This window comes from Sphingobacterium endophyticum (genome assembly GCF_009733535.1).
GTDB lineage: Bacteria > Bacteroidota > Bacteroidia > Sphingobacteriales > Sphingobacteriaceae > Sphingobacterium > Sphingobacterium endophyticum.
Genome location: NZ_SMMI01000007.1, coordinates 75,894 through 95,423, shown reverse-complemented (window position 1 = coordinate 95,423; position 19,530 = coordinate 75,894). Strand labels below are relative to the sequence as shown.

The 19,530-nt window shown below is 37.8% G+C and carries 14 protein-coding genes; 1 reads left to right on the top strand and 13 read right to left on the bottom strand.

Annotated features, from left to right (window positions below; translation table 11 throughout):
• Positions 1–119 precede the first annotated feature (119 nt).
• From pstB to E0Y80_RS10720, 13 genes are all read right to left on the bottom strand, one after another.
• Positions 120–866: a phosphate ABC transporter ATP-binding protein PstB gene (gene pstB, locus E0Y80_RS10780; RefSeq protein ID WP_156307674.1), complete on the bottom strand. Its 747-nt coding sequence runs from the start codon at positions 864–866 to the stop codon at positions 120–122.
• Positions 856–1,713, bottom strand: a complete 858-nt coding sequence (pstA, locus tag E0Y80_RS10775) for a phosphate ABC transporter permease PstA (protein WP_156307673.1) — start codon at positions 1,711–1,713, stop codon at positions 856–858. Before pstA ends, pstB begins: the two co-directional genes overlap by 11 nt.
• Positions 1,703–2,593 carry a phosphate ABC transporter permease subunit PstC gene (gene pstC / locus E0Y80_RS10770; protein ID WP_156307672.1) on the bottom strand — a complete coding sequence of 297 codons (891 nt, stop codon included), beginning with the start codon at positions 2,591–2,593 and terminating at the stop codon, positions 1,703–1,705. The genes pstA and pstC overlap by 11 nt, the downstream gene beginning before the upstream one ends.
• The gene (locus E0Y80_RS10765) at positions 2,583–3,458 is read right to left on the bottom strand and encodes a PstS family phosphate ABC transporter substrate-binding protein (protein WP_156307671.1); all 876 of its coding nucleotides are present in this window, start codon (positions 3,456–3,458) and stop codon (positions 2,583–2,585) included. Before E0Y80_RS10765 ends, pstC begins: the two co-directional genes overlap by 11 nt.
• 527 nt (positions 3,459–3,985) lie before the next feature.
• On the bottom strand, positions 3,986–5,743 hold the full coding sequence (locus tag E0Y80_RS10760; protein ID WP_156307670.1) for a RagB/SusD family nutrient uptake outer membrane protein: 1,758 nt from the start codon (positions 5,741–5,743) through the stop codon (positions 3,986–3,988).
• Positions 5,744–5,753: 10 nt separating this feature from the next.
• On the bottom strand, positions 5,754–9,011 hold the full coding sequence (locus E0Y80_RS10755; protein WP_197091559.1) for a SusC/RagA family TonB-linked outer membrane protein: 3,258 nt from the start codon (positions 9,009–9,011) through the stop codon (positions 5,754–5,756).
• A 22-nt stretch (positions 9,012–9,033) separates the two neighbouring features.
• Complete coding sequence (locus tag E0Y80_RS10750; RefSeq protein WP_156307669.1) at positions 9,034–10,182, bottom strand: Sb-PDE family phosphodiesterase; 1,149 nt, start codon at positions 10,180–10,182, stop codon at positions 9,034–9,036.
• A gap of 697 nt (positions 10,183–10,879) precedes the next feature.
• Positions 10,880–11,353: a DsrE family protein gene (locus E0Y80_RS10745; RefSeq protein WP_156307668.1), complete on the bottom strand. Its 474-nt coding sequence runs from the start codon at positions 11,351–11,353 to the stop codon at positions 10,880–10,882.
• A gap of 5 nt (positions 11,354–11,358) precedes the next feature.
• The gene (locus E0Y80_RS10740) at positions 11,359–11,928 is read right to left on the bottom strand and encodes a TlpA family protein disulfide reductase (protein WP_156307667.1); all 570 of its coding nucleotides are present in this window, start codon (positions 11,926–11,928) and stop codon (positions 11,359–11,361) included.
• A 17-nt stretch (positions 11,929–11,945) separates the two neighbouring features.
• The gene (locus tag E0Y80_RS10735) at positions 11,946–13,034 is read right to left on the bottom strand and encodes an efflux RND transporter periplasmic adaptor subunit (protein ID WP_156307666.1); all 1,089 of its coding nucleotides are present in this window, start codon (positions 13,032–13,034) and stop codon (positions 11,946–11,948) included.
• A gap of 2 nt (positions 13,035–13,036) precedes the next feature.
• Positions 13,037–16,192 carry an efflux RND transporter permease subunit gene (locus E0Y80_RS10730; protein WP_156307665.1) on the bottom strand — a complete coding sequence of 1,052 codons (3,156 nt, stop codon included), beginning with the start codon at positions 16,190–16,192 and terminating at the stop codon, positions 13,037–13,039.
• Between the two features lie 9 nt (positions 16,193–16,201).
• Entirely contained in the window at positions 16,202–17,557 is a 1,356-nt protein-coding gene (locus E0Y80_RS10725; RefSeq protein ID WP_156307664.1) for a TolC family protein, read from the bottom strand.
• Between the two features lie 138 nt (positions 17,558–17,695).
• A complete protein-coding gene (locus tag E0Y80_RS10720; RefSeq protein WP_156307663.1) occupies positions 17,696–18,097 on the bottom strand; it encodes a hypothetical protein in 402 nt (133 codons plus the stop codon).
• A 105-nt stretch (positions 18,098–18,202) separates the two neighbouring features.
• On the opposite strand from E0Y80_RS10720, the gene E0Y80_RS10715 reads away from it, so the two are divergent.
• The gene (locus E0Y80_RS10715) at positions 18,203–19,393 is read left to right on the top strand and encodes a FecR family protein (RefSeq protein ID WP_156307662.1); all 1,191 of its coding nucleotides are present in this window, start codon (positions 18,203–18,205) and stop codon (positions 19,391–19,393) included.
• The last annotated feature ends 137 nt before the right edge of the window (positions 19,394–19,530 follow it).

Sequence of the window (19,530 nt, the reverse complement as noted above, 5' to 3'; positions counted from 1 at the left end):
CAAAAACCTAAATATTAAAAATAGTTTTATAAGTTTAACAAAAAATAAACAATGAAATTTTTATTAATAGGAATAAATATTTAGCTCCAATTTAAGATAAATCCTTTAGACAAGAATTCTTAACCAAACTGACCTGTGATGTAGTTCGCAGTAACTTCATTCACCGGATTGCCAAAAATCTGACTAGTTAATCCTTCTTCCTTAACTTCACCTAAATACATAAATACCGTTTTATCAGCTATACGTTGTGCTTGTTGCATATTATGCGTAACGATCACAATGGTATACTTTTCCTTTAGATGTGAAATCAATTCTTCAATCTTTAAGGTACTGACCGGGTCTAAGGCAGAACATGGTTCATCCATTAAGATAACTTCCGGTCTCAAAGCAACTGCACGGGCAATACATAATCTTTGCTGTTGACCTCCTGAAAGCCTTGTTGCAGGCATTTTTAGATCGTTTTTAACCTCTTCCCACAAAAAAGCTTCCCGCAATGCTTTTTCGATCACACCCTTATCATGAGGAAGGTTATTGATCTTTAATCCGTAGGCGATATTATCAAAAATGCTTTTTGGAAAAGGATTGGCTTTTTGAAATACCATACCGATTCTTTTCCTGATTTCAGTTACAGGAACTGTTTTAGAATATAAATCTAAATTCTCTAATTTTAATGATCCTGAGATTTTTGCATCCGGAGAAAGGTCATGCATTCTGTTGAAAGAACGCAATAAAGTACTTTTTCCGCATCCTGAAGGACCTATTAAAGCTGTAATTTCATTTTCGGCAAACGACACATTGACATTCTTCAATACATGTTTGGTTCCGAAACTGATATTTAAGTTTTCTGCCGATAATTTAGTTTTCATTTTTTCTATACTTATAACGAATATAAAATGCAGTCAAATTCAATAAAAAGACAACAACAATCAATACCAAAGCAGTTCCATAAGCTATTGGTCTTACTTCATCAATTGATTGATGCTGGGTTGACAGCATATATAGGTGATATGGCAAAGCCATAAATTCTTGATTCACAAATCCACTAGTCCCATTGATATAGAAAGCAGCACCTGTAAAAAGGATAGGCGCAGTCTCTCCGGCAGCTCTCGATAAGGTAAGGACAACACCTGTCAATATTCCTGACATTGCCGACGGAATGATAACATCTTTTATTGTCTCGAATTTTGTTGCTCCAACTGCCAATGCTGCCTCTCGCGTACTGTTTGGAATACGCATCAATGCTTCCTCTGTGGTGGTAATAATATAGGGAAGCGATAATAGTCCTAAGGTTAATCCCGCAGCAATTAAGGATGTTCCAAATTGTAAAGCTTGAACAAATAGTGCAAGTCCAAAAAGTCCATAAATAATAGAAGGAACACCGGAAAGATTACGGATGGAAGCACGGATGGTTCTGGTTAACCAATTGTCTTCTGCATATTCTTGAAGGTAAATTGCACAGGCAACCCCAAACGGAATTGAAAATAATGCCGTTATCAACGTTAAGAGTACGGTACCAATAATTGGCGTCAATATGCCACCTTTCGTCATACCATCGGTAGGTACTTGTGTGACAAATTCCCATGAAAGTTGACTAGCCCCTTTGGAAACAATCTCCCAAATAACGACGACAAGGAAGAAACAAACCAGCAAGGTACTGAGCAACAAAGTTCCCCACTCTATAACGCTCGTTAATTTTTGTGATTTACGCAGCATGATATTTTCTAAATCGGTTAATAAAATATTCACCCAACATATTGGCTGCTAAGGTCATGATAAACAAAACCGTCGCAATGGCATATAGAGCAAAATAATGTGTTGTTTGGTAAGGCACTTCACCCATTTCAATAGCAATTGTTGCTGTCATGGTCTTCACGGAATCAAACATTCCTGTCGGAAGTATGGAAGCATTTCCTGTTGCCATTAATACGGTCATGGTTTCACCGATGGCACGTCCAACTCCTAACATCACAGCAGCAATAATTCCTGGTGCAGCCGCTGGAATTACGACCTTACGGAGTGTTTGCCATTTCGTCGCCCCAACTCCATAACTCGCCTCTTTATAAGTCTTCGGAACAGCATGAATAGCATCTTCAGCAACTGTAATAATGGTTGGCAATGCCATAACGGCCAATAAAATTGCCCCATTCAAAGCATTCAGTCCATTGGAAAGATCTGCAAGATTCGCAATCCCCGGACTTACAACAACTATCCCTAAGAAACCAATTACTACCGAGGGAATAGCTGCTAGCATTTCAATCGTTGGTTTCAAGATATTCTTCAGGCGCGGACTGGCATATTCCGAGATAAACGCCGCCGTACCTATACCCAGGGGAATGGCTATAATCATCGCTCCAAATGTTACGATCGTGGTACTTAAAATCAAAGGTACCATACCATATTTTGGTATTTTGGCTGTTGGATTCCATTCAATTCCTGTAATGAAATCCAATGGTTTCACATCCATAAAAAATGAAAAGGAATTATAGATTAACATTGCTAAAATACCTCCCAACAATGCTAATACCAACAAACCTGTAGCTTTAAAAACATATTTAAAAAATATGTCCAAAGACAATCTAGCTTTATATTTCATTTTTCTGATTTTCTAAGATATAATAACCATGATCTTCAATTAACAAACGGCCAGCCGGGCTACGCTCAAAATTGATAAAGGGACGAACTTTATCCCAGGATTCTGCAAGGATAAACTGATATAAGGGCCGCTGAAAAAAATAAATTCCATTATTGATAGCCGCTTGATCCAAGGGAGAAACAGCGACAGCATTTTTTGAATCTTTTATCTTTAATATTTTTATTCCTTGAGATGCCGTCGGATCATGGCCTACATAACCCGCACCTACATAACCTATACCCGTTTTATCGGCTTTTACCCCCTCGATAATCTGGGCATTTCCAGTCATCTCCTTCGCAGTATTCGTAAATTCAATCTTCAATTTTTTCTTCACAAAAGAATGGGTACCCGAACTACTTTGACGTCCATAGATATTGATGGGCAATGTCACATCCGAAATTTCAGACCAATTAGTAACCTGTCCATCCATAATCTTCGCCAAAGATTCAACATCAATGGAGTCGATTGGTAAATCCTTATGTACAATAAAGGCTGTGGCATCTTCTGCAAATACAACCGTCTTAACCTCAATATTTTTTTCTTTGAACTGCTGTACCTCTTCATCAGATAAGGGCCTGGAAGAATTTGCAATATCTGCCTGACCATTCATAAGCGAAGTAATGCCCAATCCCGATCCTCCTCCTGAAATAGCAATGCTAAAATTAGGATCCAGTTTCGTGAATTTTTCAGCTAAATTGACCGCTAGGTTAACCTCGGTATCCGAGCCCTTCATTTTAATTGAGTTGGAATTATTGCTACATGAATAGCTTACTGACACAGCAATGAAACTCAGTATATGAAAAATGTGGAATTTACTTTTTCTCATCTCCACAAAATTGAAAATTAAGAATTAACAAAATGTTAAGTCAATATTAACGAATTGGTATATTTCAAGTTTTGTGTAAAGGAATTGTAATAAATTCATTAAGTAAATGTTAGAACTTAACCTTTTCTGCCATTTATTTTTTAAATGGTTAAAATTTTAATTTGATTTAATAAGGACAAACATTCGGAAGGACGCTTTGACCTCTGTTGGGTTGAGCATACCGGTCCAGCGGAAAGTCGGTCCCATCAAAGGGGACCAACTTTCCGCTGGACCTCCCTCCAAAAAAGGGATTTTGTCATTCCAGAGCTTCAGCTCTGGAAACTATTTCCTAGCGACTATAAAGTATGCTAGTTCCACTGCCGTATTAGGCCCCAAGCGAATTGAAACCTAATTTGAAATGGTTTCCAGGTCTTTATACATGGAATGCCAAAAACTCCTATGGAGAGGACTAGGGGTGAAAACCCAAAAAAAAACCGTATCAAAATTTCAAATCTTGATACGGCGGTTTTTATTAATAGGTAGTTTGATTACCAGCCAGGATTCTGACCTAAATCAGGATTTACAACCAAATCCGCATTTGATATTGGTCGCAAATATTTCCTGTCTTCGAATTTTCGATTTTCGTCTGCTCTCCAGATGATATGCCCCTTTGTTCCTTCTGTCAGTTTTGCAGCCTTCCCATCAACTACAAAATATGAAACACCTTGCTTAGGACTTGATGGAGTTTTGGTAACAAAAGATACATCTGCCGTACCATTACCATCTAAATCCATCTCCTGATCCATTCCTGGAACATAAATCCCCTTCCAAGGCATTTCCAAAAGCTGACCTTTCTTCCAACGCATCAGATCATCATATCGCAATCCTTCATACACCAACTCAATCCCCCGCTCCCTTCTAACTTCCATAAGGTACTTATCAGAAATTTCAGGAAAATAAATTTGTTGAAGGTATTTATCCAGATCAACTGGTTGCTTTGGATCAACTCCTGCCCTTTTTCTCAATGCACCAATCGTCTGATCCCACAATCCTGCATCTCCCGAAAGCTTTCCTAATTCTGCTGCCGCCTCGGCATAGTTTAATAATACCTCCCCAAAACGCAACATCGTAATCGAATTATAACCCTCCGTTACCCCGTCAAGGCGTTTGTCGTCCAAACTAAATTTCATGATGTGATAACCCGTAAAGGTATAACCAAAATTCGCCGGCGCAGCTGAGCCATCGGAACGTTTATACCCCAAGCCACGAACCGTCTGTGCCAAACGCGGATCACGCCCTTTCATCTCCTCCACAAACAATAATTCATCATAACCTGCCTTGTCTGTAAATCTACTGCCATCCGTATTTAAATAAGTATTTACAAATTGCTTGTTCAAACCCCATCTTGCACCAAATGTTGCTGAATTGAATTTCCATGTTATTTCATGCCAACGCTTTAAGGCATTGTTATATACATTAGCCCACATGATTTCAGTAGAAACTGGATTTTCGCTTGTGAATATTGTCCTATAATCCTGATTGGGATTCCCTGTATTGTGCAGGCTATATTGTTTAGAATCCACTACTTCTTTGGCTGAATTCATAGCCTCTGTTAACCATTTATCGGCAGTGGATGCAAGCTTCAATTCCGTATGGTATTTTCTATAGGTACCTTCGAAAAGACAGATTCTTGATTTCATGCCCAGTGCCACCCATTTGGTAATCATAGAAGAGGTATTGTCTTTTTTATCTCTGATATTGGCAACGGCAAAGTTCAAATCTGCCAACACAGAATCCATGACCGCATGCCTTGGATCACGACCTTTATATAGCAACTCCTTATCATCCGTAGATAAAGGCTTAGAATACCATGGCACATCTCCAAACTCCTTTACCATATCAAAATAAAACATAGCTCTGTAGAATCTAGCGACCCCTGCATAATGGTTTCGCGCCTCTTCAGGTATGCTCGGGTTATTATATTTGCTCAAGAAATAGTTGATATTTCTAAGCTTTGTCCAGCTCCATGAACCTTGGTCAACTGCTGAAAAATTTCCGGCAATGAATTTTGGCGAGTTATTCTTAGAGGTATATTCACCCATTTCATCTGCCTGTACGATTGCTAAGCCTGAAGGAATAAATTGTTGGTAAAAGGAATTAGAATACAGCTGTAAATCTGCTTCTGTCGTAAAGTAAGTATTTGGCACCAACTTGTCGAAAGGCTCACGGTCTAAGAAATCTTTGCTACATGATGTCATTGCTATCGCAGCCAATCCTAAAATGCTGATTTTTATTTTTGAGTTCATCGTTGTCGAATTAGAAAGTAACATTTAATCCAAATGTGGTCGTCTTCAATTGCGGATATGCATATCCCTCCCCTGATCCGTTGGTCAATTCGCCAATTGGTTTTTCGATAACTTCAGGATCAAAATTGTCTGTATGTTTGAATAGGTTAGAGAAAGTAAATAAGTTCTGAGCGCTAGCAAAAACCTGAACATTACCCAGTTTTGTCTTTTTCAGCCATTCTTGTGGTAAATTGTAGTCTATTGTTAGCGTTTTCAAACGTAGGTAAGCAACATCTTGCAAATAGCGCGTCTGAGGTGCACCTAATGAACGGTCAGTTCCTAATGCTGTATAACCTCTATATCGTGGAAAATATCCATCGGTATTTTCTTCCGTCCACATATCCTCCATCATTTTTGTGGGTTGATAGCCATAAGGTCTATTGTATGGACCCCAAAATAATCCGGCTTCTGGCGAAAAGTAGTAATCACGCTTTCCGATTCCTTGGAAAAAGGCTGAAAGTCCTATCCCATTCCATCTACCCGACAATGTAAATCCAAATTGATATCTCGGAGAATTATTCCCTATAATCCTTCTATCACCTGGGTTGTCAACCGTATTATCACCTTGATTGATTACTCCATCAGTTTCTCCATTTGCATTTGGTAAATCCGCAAATTTCAAGTCCCCTGGAAGCCAAACATTATTATTGGAATTTCGAATAAAACTTTGATCAGCGTGTTTTGCAACATCTTCTTCAGAGGTGAAAAACCCTAAGGTTTGGTAACCCCAAATCTCGCCGATCTCCTGTCCTACATAGTAGGATGACAATAATTTATTCGGATTATTGAACCTGGTTATATGTGACCTGCTATCCCATAAAGATCCATTGATACCCCAGTTAAATGGTTTACCAGCTAATTCAAACTGGTTATTGTAGTTAACCGTTAATTCCCATCCTTTTGTGGTCAAATCCGCAAAATTTCCGTAAGGAACTGCTGCTCCGAAAACATTAGGTAATGGTTCACCTACGGTAAACATATCATAAGTCATACGGTTATACCAATCAAAGGTAAAATTCAATGCATTATCAAAAAATCCTAAATCAACCCCTGCATTGAATGTAGTCGATCTTTCCCAAGTTAATCCTGCAGGAATAACCCCTGGAATGGATGTATAGCTAGGCTGCACACCTCCTAAAATAACGCCTGTTTTCGCTACCGACATCTGCTCCAAATATCGGTAAGGTGCCACATTTCCGTTTCCTAGAGATCCATAAGATGCCCTAAACTTCAAATTACTAACTAAAGGTTTTGCATCCTCAAAAAATGATTCATTTGACACGACCCATCCAGCCGATACCGATGGGAAAAATCCAAATCGTTGGTCTGAAGGAAATTTTGAAGATCCATCATAACGACCATTTAATTCCAATAAATATTTATTGTCATAGGCATAGTTGAATCGATAGAAAAGCCCTAAATAAGCCCATTCATTCCCACCACCTGTGATGTTGAAATTTAGGCCATCCATTAAATTAAAGTCAGGTTTGTTAGGAAGGATAATACCATCTCTTTGAGCATTTAATAAATTGATGGTCTGCGTCTCTACGTTGTAACCAATCAAGGCATTCACATCATGTTTATGAGAGAATTTCTTCTGATAGTTTGCCGTGATATTTCCAGCTAAATATTTTCTGCGCTCTCCTAATTCTCTTAGCAGACTTCTTCCGAATCGGTCGATAACCCCGGGAGAATTGCTATAATTGATATAGTTATTCGTACGGCGTTCATCCTCCCATGTTCTCGAGAATGTTAAATCCCCTTTAATGGTCAATCCACTAACAGGCTTGATCACTACGCCTGCTGTATTTCTCAAAACGGTATTACTAAGTTCAGATGAATTATTTCCTTCGATAAAAGAGGCAATTCCAGTGTATGCCGCAGAATGTGTATAGGTTCCATCGGGGTTATAAATAACAGCCATCGGATATCCCTGATGTTCAAACTGTCTCCAAATATTTCCATCACCGTCAGCAAACATTGGATAATGGTAATCATAAGTGCTGATTTCCGTATTATTTTGGAATGTCAACCAGTCTGTTACCTTAATATCTCCCTTCCCACGGATATTGTATTTATTGAATTTATCTGGGTTGAAATTAAATAGACCTCCTTGGTGAAAATATCTTCCTGAAAGGAAATAAGAAGCTTTTTCTCCACCTCCTGAAACACTCATGGCCTGTTCCGTACTTGGCATATTTTGACGGTAAACCATGTTATACCAGTCTGTATTCCCAAAATATTCATAGCGATTCGTCGCCTTATTGAAAACGACTTCATCACCTCCCGATTCAGCATGCTTTTTCAAGGACTCCAAATATTCTAATGAAAATGGATAGATATTGTTTACGGAAATCGGAGTCGATTTATAATCGTACCATGCATTGAAAGCCTCATTAAAATTTTTTGCCCAATCGTAGCCATTGGTCACTAATTTTGGTTCAACAACACGATTGTTAATTGAAAAATTAGAATTGAAGGTCACCGTTGCTTTTCCAGCTTTTGGATTCTTTGTTGTGATCAAAACAACTCCAAATGCCGCTCTTGATCCATATATAGCAGCAGATGAAGCATCTTTCAAGACCGTTACGCTTTCGATATCATTCGGATTGATCATATTCGGGTCTCCTTCAACACCATCGATCAATACCAATGCGCTACCTCCAGCACCAATAGAAGTCGATCCACGAACATTAAAGGTAGCCCCACGAGTTGGACTGCCATCCACCATTTTAAGGTTTAAGTTGGGCAAAGTCCCCTGCAACATTCTACTTAAACTTGCCGCCGGACGATTTTCCAAAACCTCAGAAGTAACCTGGGAAACTGCTCCGGTTAAATTGATCTTCTTCTGGGTTCCATAACCAACAACAACAATCTCATCCAAATCATTTTTATTGTCCAATTGAACAACAATTTGGTTTAAGTCTCCGGAAATCTGTTGCGTTTTTGTATTAAAACCAACATAGGATACAACTAAAGTCACATTTGACTTGCTACTTTCTAAGGTAAATTGTCCGTTTTTATCAGTAGCTGTACCACGATTTGTCCCTTGAATAACAACCGAAGCATTTTCAATAGGGTTGCCACTACCGTCCACAACCTTACCGCTGATAGTTTGCTGTATTTCAACAATATTAATGAGCTCACTTCTTAATTTTGAAGCACTCAAATCCATCGGATAGGACAATACTGTCCCTGCCAATAGAAAAATTGGTATATATGATTTCATAAAATAATAGGCTTATGCTATTTTACTTCAAATTGATATCAAATTGTAAATGCTTGTCACTTCTGATATAAGTGGACACGATTTCATAGGTTAATTGAAATTGACCGGATTCTGCTGTCAAAATCTGTGTAGATTCTGGATATAAGATGATTTTCTTGGTTCCATTGCCTGATTTCAACTGTAACTCGAAATACAGATCACTATTATTTTTAATTTCATAGTATTTCGTGGTCACCTTAGTTTTAGGATTTGATTTCTCGTAATAGGATGGAGAAACAGAGATTGATGCATTCACCAAATTGCGAACGTTCTCTTCCTTTCCAAACAGGTAATGACTAGACCATGCAACGGTTCTCCCTGCCTCCAGCGCCTCACGAATTCCGGCAGCTGAACGATCCTTTGCCATTAGTAATGTCATTGTTCGATGTACTCCTTGCTGGCCAATATTATAATCATGTGCTATAAGATTATGAATATCAGTATTTCCAATTATGGTCAAATTTCTGTCCAATGCCCAATCCAATGCTTTTTTGTGAAATCCTAAACCATTGACAACCTCTATTCCATGTAATTTTTTCTCTTGATACATTTTCTCAACGAAATCGATCCACTCGTATGATCCAGGAATTGCTGTAGCTTTCCAACCTGGATGATTCCAGAAAATAAATGCTTTTTGAGCATAGGCTTTATCGATCGCTTCCTGATCCATTTTCGAATCGTTATCCGAAACAAGAACATTGGCGTCTTCAATAAATAGAGCATTAAAATGTCCTGGAGGAGTTTGGCGAGTCACTTCAGTACCTTTGATTAAAACAATGTTATTCTCTTTGGCCAGTTCAACCGCTAAATCATGTGAACGGTTATGATCTACTTTTACATCTGCACTATGAGGGTTGTATTCCATATGCTCAGTATAAGATATAGCATCTAAACCCTCTCTCCACGCCTCTTGCACACGTACATTTGGCCATACATGACCATCTGTAAATACGGTATGCATATGAAAATCACATTTTAATACTTGGTATCCATTCACAGCGGGAATATTTAAGTTTTCTCGCTTTACAGGATAGGCAAATTCACTTAGTCGAATAATTCCATCATCCGTTTGAGCTTGGAGTGATGTGACTGAAAGTAATAAGGCCCCAATTAGGGTTGGTTTAAATTTCATTTGTTTATGGTATTGAGTTATGGAGCCAAAATTAGAAAAGCTTCATTAAGTAAATATTAAGGATTTGTTTTCGATTAATTAATAAAATGTAAGAATTTTAAACAATATAGAATTAAATTAAGACACCTTGATTTATCATTAAAACCCAGCAAACAAAATGTTTAAAACAATGATTTTCAATTATTTAAATAAATAAAATTTAGAGATATTTAAAACATCCGAACAAGTAAACTATTTTATTTTATTTGAAAAATCATTCTATTAAAAAGAAATAAAAAATTAAAAATTAAACACTTTTAAAGAGTCTAGAAAATAGCAAATCTGATAAGAAATAATAATAGGTTTCAGGAACATCTATAAACCCAATACAGGATATAAATTTATTTTTAAATCTAGGTTAACTAAAATTGCTAAATGTGTTTCCCTTGGGTTTGGCTTTGGTCTTGCTCGTGTTTTGCTCGTGTCTCATCCACAGCTTGTCCAAAACTTATTCGGAGCTCGTCCGCTTGTGAGCGGACGAGCTGTGGACAATATCCTCGCAAGGTGCGGACCAGACACGAGCGAAACACGACTAAAACACAACCAAAACTCGAAGAAATATGGAGATTAGTATTAAAAACAGCTTCAGGAGGATAAAAAATTAATTCAATAAAAAAGGCATGAAAAATTTCATGCCTTTTTTACTAGAATTGCTCTTTTATAGCTTAATAATGCCCCATCCTTCGGAAGCCAAAATAACTTGTTCACCAATTCCACTAGGGGTATAGCCTATGAAATCAACTAAGTTTTCTTTTGTATAACCACGTGTTTTCAGAGAATTTAGACACTGAACCACACGAACTCCCATATGAACTAATGCAAGTAACGAGTGCTCATGTATTGAATCTTTAAGAACAATCTCTGTCCCATCTGAAAAAATTAAAAGCTCTACTTCCAGCTTCCCTTGAAATCTTGGATCAGATTTAAGGTTCATGAATTTTCTAACGATTAGGTCAAAAACTTCAGAACTATTTGTATCTAATGGGAAAACAACCTTATAGGAATCCTTATTAGCTTCAGCGCCTTTATATTGTTGGTTTTGTACAACTTTTTCATTTTGTATTTGGTCGGGATTACCTGGTAATTCCAAAGGTTCCAATTCAACTTTAGTAACAATTTTAATTGGTTTCATATTATTTACCTTTCATTTTCTTTCGTTAAATCGACTAATCCTTGTTTCAATTTTTCCGATTTAAAATCCATCATCCCCACCTGTTTCCCCACGATGTCTCCGTTTTTGGCCAAAATCACCGTCATGGGAATCGAATTGCTCACTAACTCTTCAGGTAACTCTGAATCAAGCGTATACAAAGGCAAGGTATATTTATTCTTTGCCATAAATTTGGCTGCCTTGTCAATATTTTGATCAACTTCAATCGCCATAAATACAATATCTTTCTCAGACTTCAATTCTTCATGAAGGTGTTGCAGGGAAGGCATTTCAGCGATACATGGTGGACACCAGGTTGCCCAAAAGTTCATCACCACCACCTTTCCTTTTAAATCACTGATAGAAACCGTCTCTCCATTTATATTTTTAAAACTTGCTTGAAGGCCATTTTGCTTTCCGTCCATACTTACTCCCTGGACATCTTTTGTAGAACTATCAATAGCTGAACTATCCGCTTGTGCTTTATTTTCTGCTGCATTATTACATCCTATTGCCAATAAAGACAATAAAGAAAAACATATGATTAACTGCTTCATATTTAAATTTGCTTAGATTATTTTACAATTTGAACTATTTGCCCGGAATTAATTTCTTCCGTCGCTTTTTTTATGATTTTATCCGTTGGATTTATGTTTCCAAAGACTTCGATGAGAAGCTCCTGATTCTGGCCAATGCTAACCGGAATTTTCTCCACTTTATTATCATCTGTGACCTTGAAAACAAATATTCCGGATTGGGAATTGACCACTGCACTCTGTGGTACAAAAACGGTCGGCCGAGGCCGTTTCAGACTTAAAAGGACATCAGTATAGTCTCCACCATTGAGCATATTATTTTGATTAGGCACATCAAACTCTAAAGCCAGGGATCTAGATACTGGATCAATAACCATGGCATTTCTTTTTAAATGTGCTTTGAAACTTGTATCAGGCATACTCATGACTTTAAAGTTTGCTATGGTACTATCGGAAACGGATTTTGCATGCAATTCTGGAACGACAACCTTCAATTTCAGTTTATGGTTGTCCACCAACTTAAAGAAAGGAATACCAGTATCCCCCATCAATGCTCCAACTGAAAAATTACGTTGGGTAATTACACCGTTGAATGGAGCCCTTACTACAAGGTATTCCCGCATTTGATTGGTTTTTTTATTGGAATAGCCACTTTCTACAAATGCTGCGCTATCCCTTATCATACTTCCCAATGCCTGTTCATATTCCAAATCAGAAACTGCACCTGGGCTTTGGCTTCTAACATTTTTTAGCCGATTGTACCTGCTTCTACTCACTTCAAGGTTCGCTTTCAACTGTTGTGTTTTGGCATGATCTGCAGTAGACTGAATGTCTATTTCAGGAGCTTCCAATGTAGCAAGTATTTGACCCTTTTTGACCTGGTCACCTACATCAACATTTATTTTACGGACAAATCCTTTGACCTTGGCAAATACTTCAACAGATTCAGCTGGCTGTAATTCTGCCGGTAACTTCAAGGAATATGTTGGTTGCTGTTCAACGGGGTTGACAACTTCTATGGTTAATTCCTTGATATTCGAATTCTCTTTTGGCTGTTCTTTCTCTTTGGAGGATCCTTGGCATCCTGCAAGTAAAACTACGAGCCCAATTATACTTAATGCTTTCATTGTTATTGTTCTAGATAAAATTTACTTTTTGAATCATCAGGATCCAATGATGGAGATCCATAATTTGCACGATTCATGATTAAGCTAAATATGATCGGTACGATCAGAAGGATTGTAACAGTTGAGCTCAGAAGTCCGCCAATGACAGCCTGGCCCAATGGAGCAATTTGTTCACCTCCATCACCAAATCCTAAGGCCATTGGTAGCATACCAGCTAACATGGCCAAAGCCGTCATCAGGATAGGACGAAATCTGGATCTTGCAGCGAGTAAGGCAGCATTTGATGCTGATAAATTCAAATTCTTCCTATTCCATTCCGCTTGGTTTATGAGCAGAACAGCATTGGAAACAGAAACTCCGATCGACATAATGATTCCCATATACGACTGCAGATTAAGTGTACTACCACCTATCCAAATCATGATTGCTGAGCCTGCAATTACAGCAGGTATAACCGACAGGATAACTAAACTAACTCGAACAGATTGATAATAAGCCGACATCATAAAAAATATAACCACAATCGCTATGGATAATCCGGAAAGTAATCCCGATAAAGTTTCTTCTAATAGAGTAAGATTACCTTCCTTCCAGATTCTAGTTCCACGAGGTGCTTCCCCTACCTTTTCCAAGACCTCGTTGACTGCTTTATTAGCTGCTCCTAAATCCTTATCATGAATATCCGCAATGACACTAACATAGCGATTCGGGCCTCTACGATTTACTTGAGCCGGTATTTCGTTAGCCGTTATTGTTGCCACATCTTCAAGAATAGGAGTTGCAGAACCTTGTTTGACAGGAATAGACCTTAAATCCTGCAAGGTTTGGATCATATTTTCGGGCACCTGTACCTGAACCTGAAACACCAAACCAGATTTGGGATCTACCCAAAGATTTTTATCAGTGAATCGGGTTGAAGATGTTGTTGCAGAAAGATTTCTGGAAACTTCTTGCACCGTAAGTCCAAATTCTGCCAAACGTCTACGATCAATTTTTATGTCAATCGTTGGGTAATGCAATGGTTCAGCTATCTGTACATCTTTTAGAAAGGGATATGATTCCAGTTCTTTTTTAATTTTATTGGCAAATGATTCTGCTTGTTTCAATTGAGCAGAACTTACTTTAACCTCTATTGGAGTCATTGACCCTTGACCAATAATCTTCTCCATAAGCTCGATGGGTTCAAAGTTTATGGAAATATTGGGATAAATTTCATGAATATGAGCTCTTACAAATTCTTTGAATTCATCCGTTTTCATTCCCAATTTCTTTTTATCCAGTGACAATTGCAGAACAGCCTCAGCAGTACTGCTATTAAAGAGGAAAATCGGATTAATGGGATTTGCAGAAGGATGCATCCCCACAAAAGAAGATGAAATCTTTAAACTGTTTTCAGGCAATTCTGCCATCAAGGAATTCGTCAATGCTTTTACGGTTTCTTCTGTCCTTTCAATGCGAGTACCATCGGGCATGCGAATCCTTACCTGAAAATCTCCACCTTCGGATTTCGGCATGATATCCGTACCTAGGATGCTGACCGCAGCAAAAACCATGAAGAAGGAAATGAGGATATAGGTGAACGTAACTAGTTTTGATTTGTTGAAGAAATCCCTTAATCCTTTCGCATATTTGACAGCCACTTTATCGATGAAATTTCGCTTAGGTTTCCCTTCAGGATGTTTTTTTGTTTTCATGATCCAATTTGCCATGATTGGGACAAATGTTTGGGATGAAATAAAGGAGGCAATCATAGCAAATGCAACTGCCATAGACAAAGGCATAAACATATCCCTAGGAATTCCTTCCATCATGAATGCTGGTGTTAATACCGCGAGAATACTTAATAAGATCAATAGTTTGGGGGCAGATATTTCCAATAAAGCATCCAGAATTGCTCTTGACTTTTTCTTTCCCATTTCCATATGCTGATGGATGTTTTCGATCGTCACGGTTGCCTCATCGACCAAAATACCAATGGATAAGGCCAGACCAGAAAGGGTCATGATATTGATGCTTTGTCCAAAAAGACTCAATGTTATAACCGCAGTAATAATCGCAATGGGAATGGTAAGAATAACGATTAAGGCCCCTCTAGAATCCCTCAAGAAAAGAAAAACCATTAATCCTGTCAATAGAGCACCTAATGCCCCTTCGAAAATTAAGTTCGACAAGGACCTGGATATATATACCGATTGATCGAATTCATAAGAAATCTTAACACCTTCAGGAAGCAAACTTTCCAACATCGGCAGGGATTTCTTCAGATTATCAACGGCATCTAAAGTTGATGCATCCGGTTTTTTGATAATGGGAAGATAGACCGATCGTTTGCCATTGATAATTGCATAACCGACAGTTTGATCCGCGGCATCCATGACAGAAGCCACATCTGCAATTAATATGGTTCGACCATTAATGGATTTAATTGGCGTTTGAAGAAATTCTTCTACACCTGATGAAATTGAATTTACAGGCGCCATAAGGTTTTTATCCCCGATACGAACATTTCCTGCGGGTGATGGCAAGGAATTTTTAGTTACGGCTAAGGTAACTTCTTCCGGACTAAGGCCATGAGCTTTCAATTTCTGCGGGTCAATATTCACCACTAAACTTCGCATATTTCCACCAAAAGGTGCCGGAGCTGTAATTCCGGGAATATTGACAAACATAGGTCTCACCTTCGTAACCGCCATGGTTTGCAATTCGGTTACGGAATGTTTTTCAGAGTCAAAAACCAGTTGGCCGACGGGCAATGAACTACCATCAAACCGAACGACCATGGGAGGTACGGCTCCTGTTGGGAGGAATCCCATGGCACGAGAAACCTGCATGGAAATCTCTGCTGAAGCCTGAGACATATCCGTTCCAGGATAGAAAGTTAGCTTCATCAGGGTCAATCCCTGTATACTCTTAAAATCCAACTCTTTAACACCATTTACAAAGAGCAGTACTTTTTGGAATTCATTCGCCATAAATCCATCCATATAGGCCGGGGAAAGCCCACCATAGGGCATGGCGATATACATAGCTGGTGATTCAACCTCTGGAAATATATCGACTTTAATTTTTTTTATGACTGGCCAGGAAAAATATGCTATGGCAAAGATTACCATGATAATCGCTATGGGCTTGCGTAAAGCAAAACGTATTAAATTCATAGTATTCTATTAAAAATGATTAAACAATAAACTGAAATCAGCCAGTTGATAACTTTTATCAACCATGAGGCTCCAATAATTCAGGTAAGAAACAAGATTCTGTTTTTCAGACTGCAAGAGTATTTCCTGAACCTGTAATAATTCAGAAAGATTAATCAGCCCACCTTCATATCTAGTTTTATAAAGTTGGAATGCCTCCTCTGCTTGTGTTCTGCTGATATTCGACTGATCTATGCCCAGATAAGCTGCATTTAGCTCTGCATTCAATTGATCCAAGCTCGTTTTGATTTCATTTTGGACCAGTCCTTGTTCTAGAAGATTATTCTGACGGAGGAGATCATATTGGCGTTTATTGGATTTTGATTGAATTACTTCTTGCAGGTTCCAAGTTACTCCTACCCCAATAAAATAATTGTTAGCAAAGTCTTGGTATAAATCAGTGTATCCTGAATTCACATAACCATTTGAGGCGATACCCGAACTGCGATTTGCTAGACCACCTAAAAGCATAATCCTTGGAAAAATCCCTCTATCCTGCTTTTTCCCCAATAACTCAAAGGATTGCAGCTGTTGCTTCTTCATTTGTAAGATCGGATGTTCCGATTGAACAGAATCTTGAAATTTTAAAACTTCAAGAAAGGGTTTTGAATAAGCTTCTTGAATAGGCAAAGAATTTACGTTTGATAATTCTTTGATAAGAAATATGGACGCATCCAACTTACCTTGAACATGCGAAAGGCTGCTTTGTACATTTTTCAGGGAAGAATTTGCCAATAGAGAATCAGCCCCGGGTACTATTCCTGCTTTTGCAAGTCCTTTGGTAATATCAAGGACAGTTGAATATCGTTCGGCATGTCTGAGATACCATTTGTCGAGAATCTGAAGGTATAGGAATTCAATATATCTATTTGCTAATTTCTTTTGAATTTCCAAAGCAAATTTATGTTGGTTCAATTTAGAATAGGCAATTTTAGAACTCGAAATATCTTTATCAAGATCTTTTCTACCGAAGTTTATCAAGTCCCAATTCATACTCGCAGATAGGAAATGATTAAAAGTTGATGAAGAACCTTCGTTGACTTGAGGACCTGAAATATTCATAATTCCCGGCAGGGGCAAAAATGCACCTGAAGTTCCGTTCACAGAACTTAAGCTTTGTTGAAATTGAGCTTGAACTTGGGGTTTGTATTTTATTTGTTGTGCAAGACTATCTTGCTTGGCTAAAAGAGTCTGTTGACTTTGAACATCAAACCCTTTATAATATGCTATAGTTTTATCCCACAATCCTTGTAACGTTTGAGCATTACTATTAAAAGCAATACACATCCCCAAAAGGATCAATAGGCTTTTGAAATTAAAAACCATCTGAATACATTAAAATTAAAATTGTTTTAATTGTTCGGGCAGAATTAACCATACGGTTAAGATGGATATCAGAAGATTATTCTAATTCCAAGCCCGGGTAAAATTGCCATAAAGACAAATCTAATCAGAGGTAATATTCTATAAATTCAATCTGTTGAATTGGAGGAAGAGGTCATTGGAATTAATTTTCACTGAATTCCAATGCGGTTTTTCTGCGACTTTCCTAGGCAGGAGCGCAAAAAGGATTAAGGCAAAGCTAAACAATAAGAATATGGCAGGCTGCACTTGAAAATCTTGAACCAGATTTTTGTAAACCGTAAGTTGCTCTGATGCAACGCTACAATTCATTTCTTCGAGGTCAATCCAAGAATCAGTTTTTGCCGATTTATTGTTTCTGTTTTCAGTTTTAGTATCCTGATACAGATTTTGCTTAATTGATGCCTTAATCGGACATGAGGTTAAAACAAACAACAGGATAATCCCAATAATTTTTGCAAATAATGGGAATTGCTGATTGAAACCAATTGTGTTGTAAAGCATATTTACAAAGGTAGGGCTTAATAAAGGAAATAAAAATTATTTTAAATATTTACTAAGGTTTCATGAAGTCATTCGTTTTTGTACATAACGACCATTATAAACACGATGAAATCTTCAATAGAAGTAGCTGGATTAATAAAAAAATACATTGAGGGCAAGATCAGTTCTGCGGAAAGCGTTCAGTTAAACAACTGGATCAAAGAAAAACCGGAGCATGAAACATTCTTTAAGGATGTCTTAAGTAAAGATGAATTATTTGAGGATGCCTTTCTGTGGGTCGATTTACAAAACAAGTCTCAAGAAAATTGGTTAGGAGACCTGAAGAGTGATACCCTTCAAAAAATCCATAAAGGAGAGATCAAGCCAATAAGAAGAAGGAATAAGAATTGGATGTATTATGCAGCCTCTATTTTTCTAATTGCCAGCATTGGTCTTGGGATATTTTATGCCAAGCAGAATACCCCTACGGAAATAGACGCAGAGTTATCGTCCGTTCTACCAGGCACTAACAAAGCGGAATTAACCCTGTCTAATGGCAAAAAGATTAAACTTAGGACAGATAAGGATGGAATTGTAATAGATGAGTCTTTGGCTTATTCCGATGGAACTCCACTCCTTTCCATTTCAGAATCAGAATTATCCACAATTTCTGCCAGCATCCATGTACCTAAGGGGGGAAAATACCAAGTGACCTTACCAGATGGCAGTAAGGTTTGGTTAAACTCCATGTCGAAATTAGAATATCCCTTAGCATTCAAGGCGGATAAGCGATCGGTAAAAATAGAAGGTGAAGGCTATTTTGAAGTCACAAAACTAAATTACAACAGTAAAAGAGTGCCTTTTGAAGTAATAAGCAAGACTCAGACAATTGAAGTTACAGGTACCCAATTTAATATTTCGGCTTACCCAGATGACCTTGAAACGGTATCAACCTTGGTAGAAGGGTCTATCAATGTACATACTTCTGAAGGAACATGGAACCTTAAGCCAAATGAACAATCGATTAATAACGGAATTAAGGTCATAAAAAAGGAAGTTGATGTGAGCAGTTATATTGCTTGGAAATCCAATAAGTTTCTTTTTTATGAAACTGAATTACGGGATGTAATGAAGGGCTTAAGCCGATGGTATGACATCGAGGTAAGCTATCAAGGGAACATTCCTTCCACCTACTTTTATGGTGAGATAGGAAGGGATAAAAACCTGGCCGAAGTGATGCGGATGATTGAAAAAAGCGGGGTTGATTTTAAATTAAAACAGACTGGTAAAACCTATAAATTACTAGTTATCCAATAAATAACTAAACAGCCAAGAATCATGAAATTAAAGCAAAAAGCAAATCCGACTTAAAGGATTCCCTATAAAAAAACCGAACACTGGTTTCGCACACCCTTGTTCGGCCATATAAGGATCCAAAAGAAAAAATAGTAAAC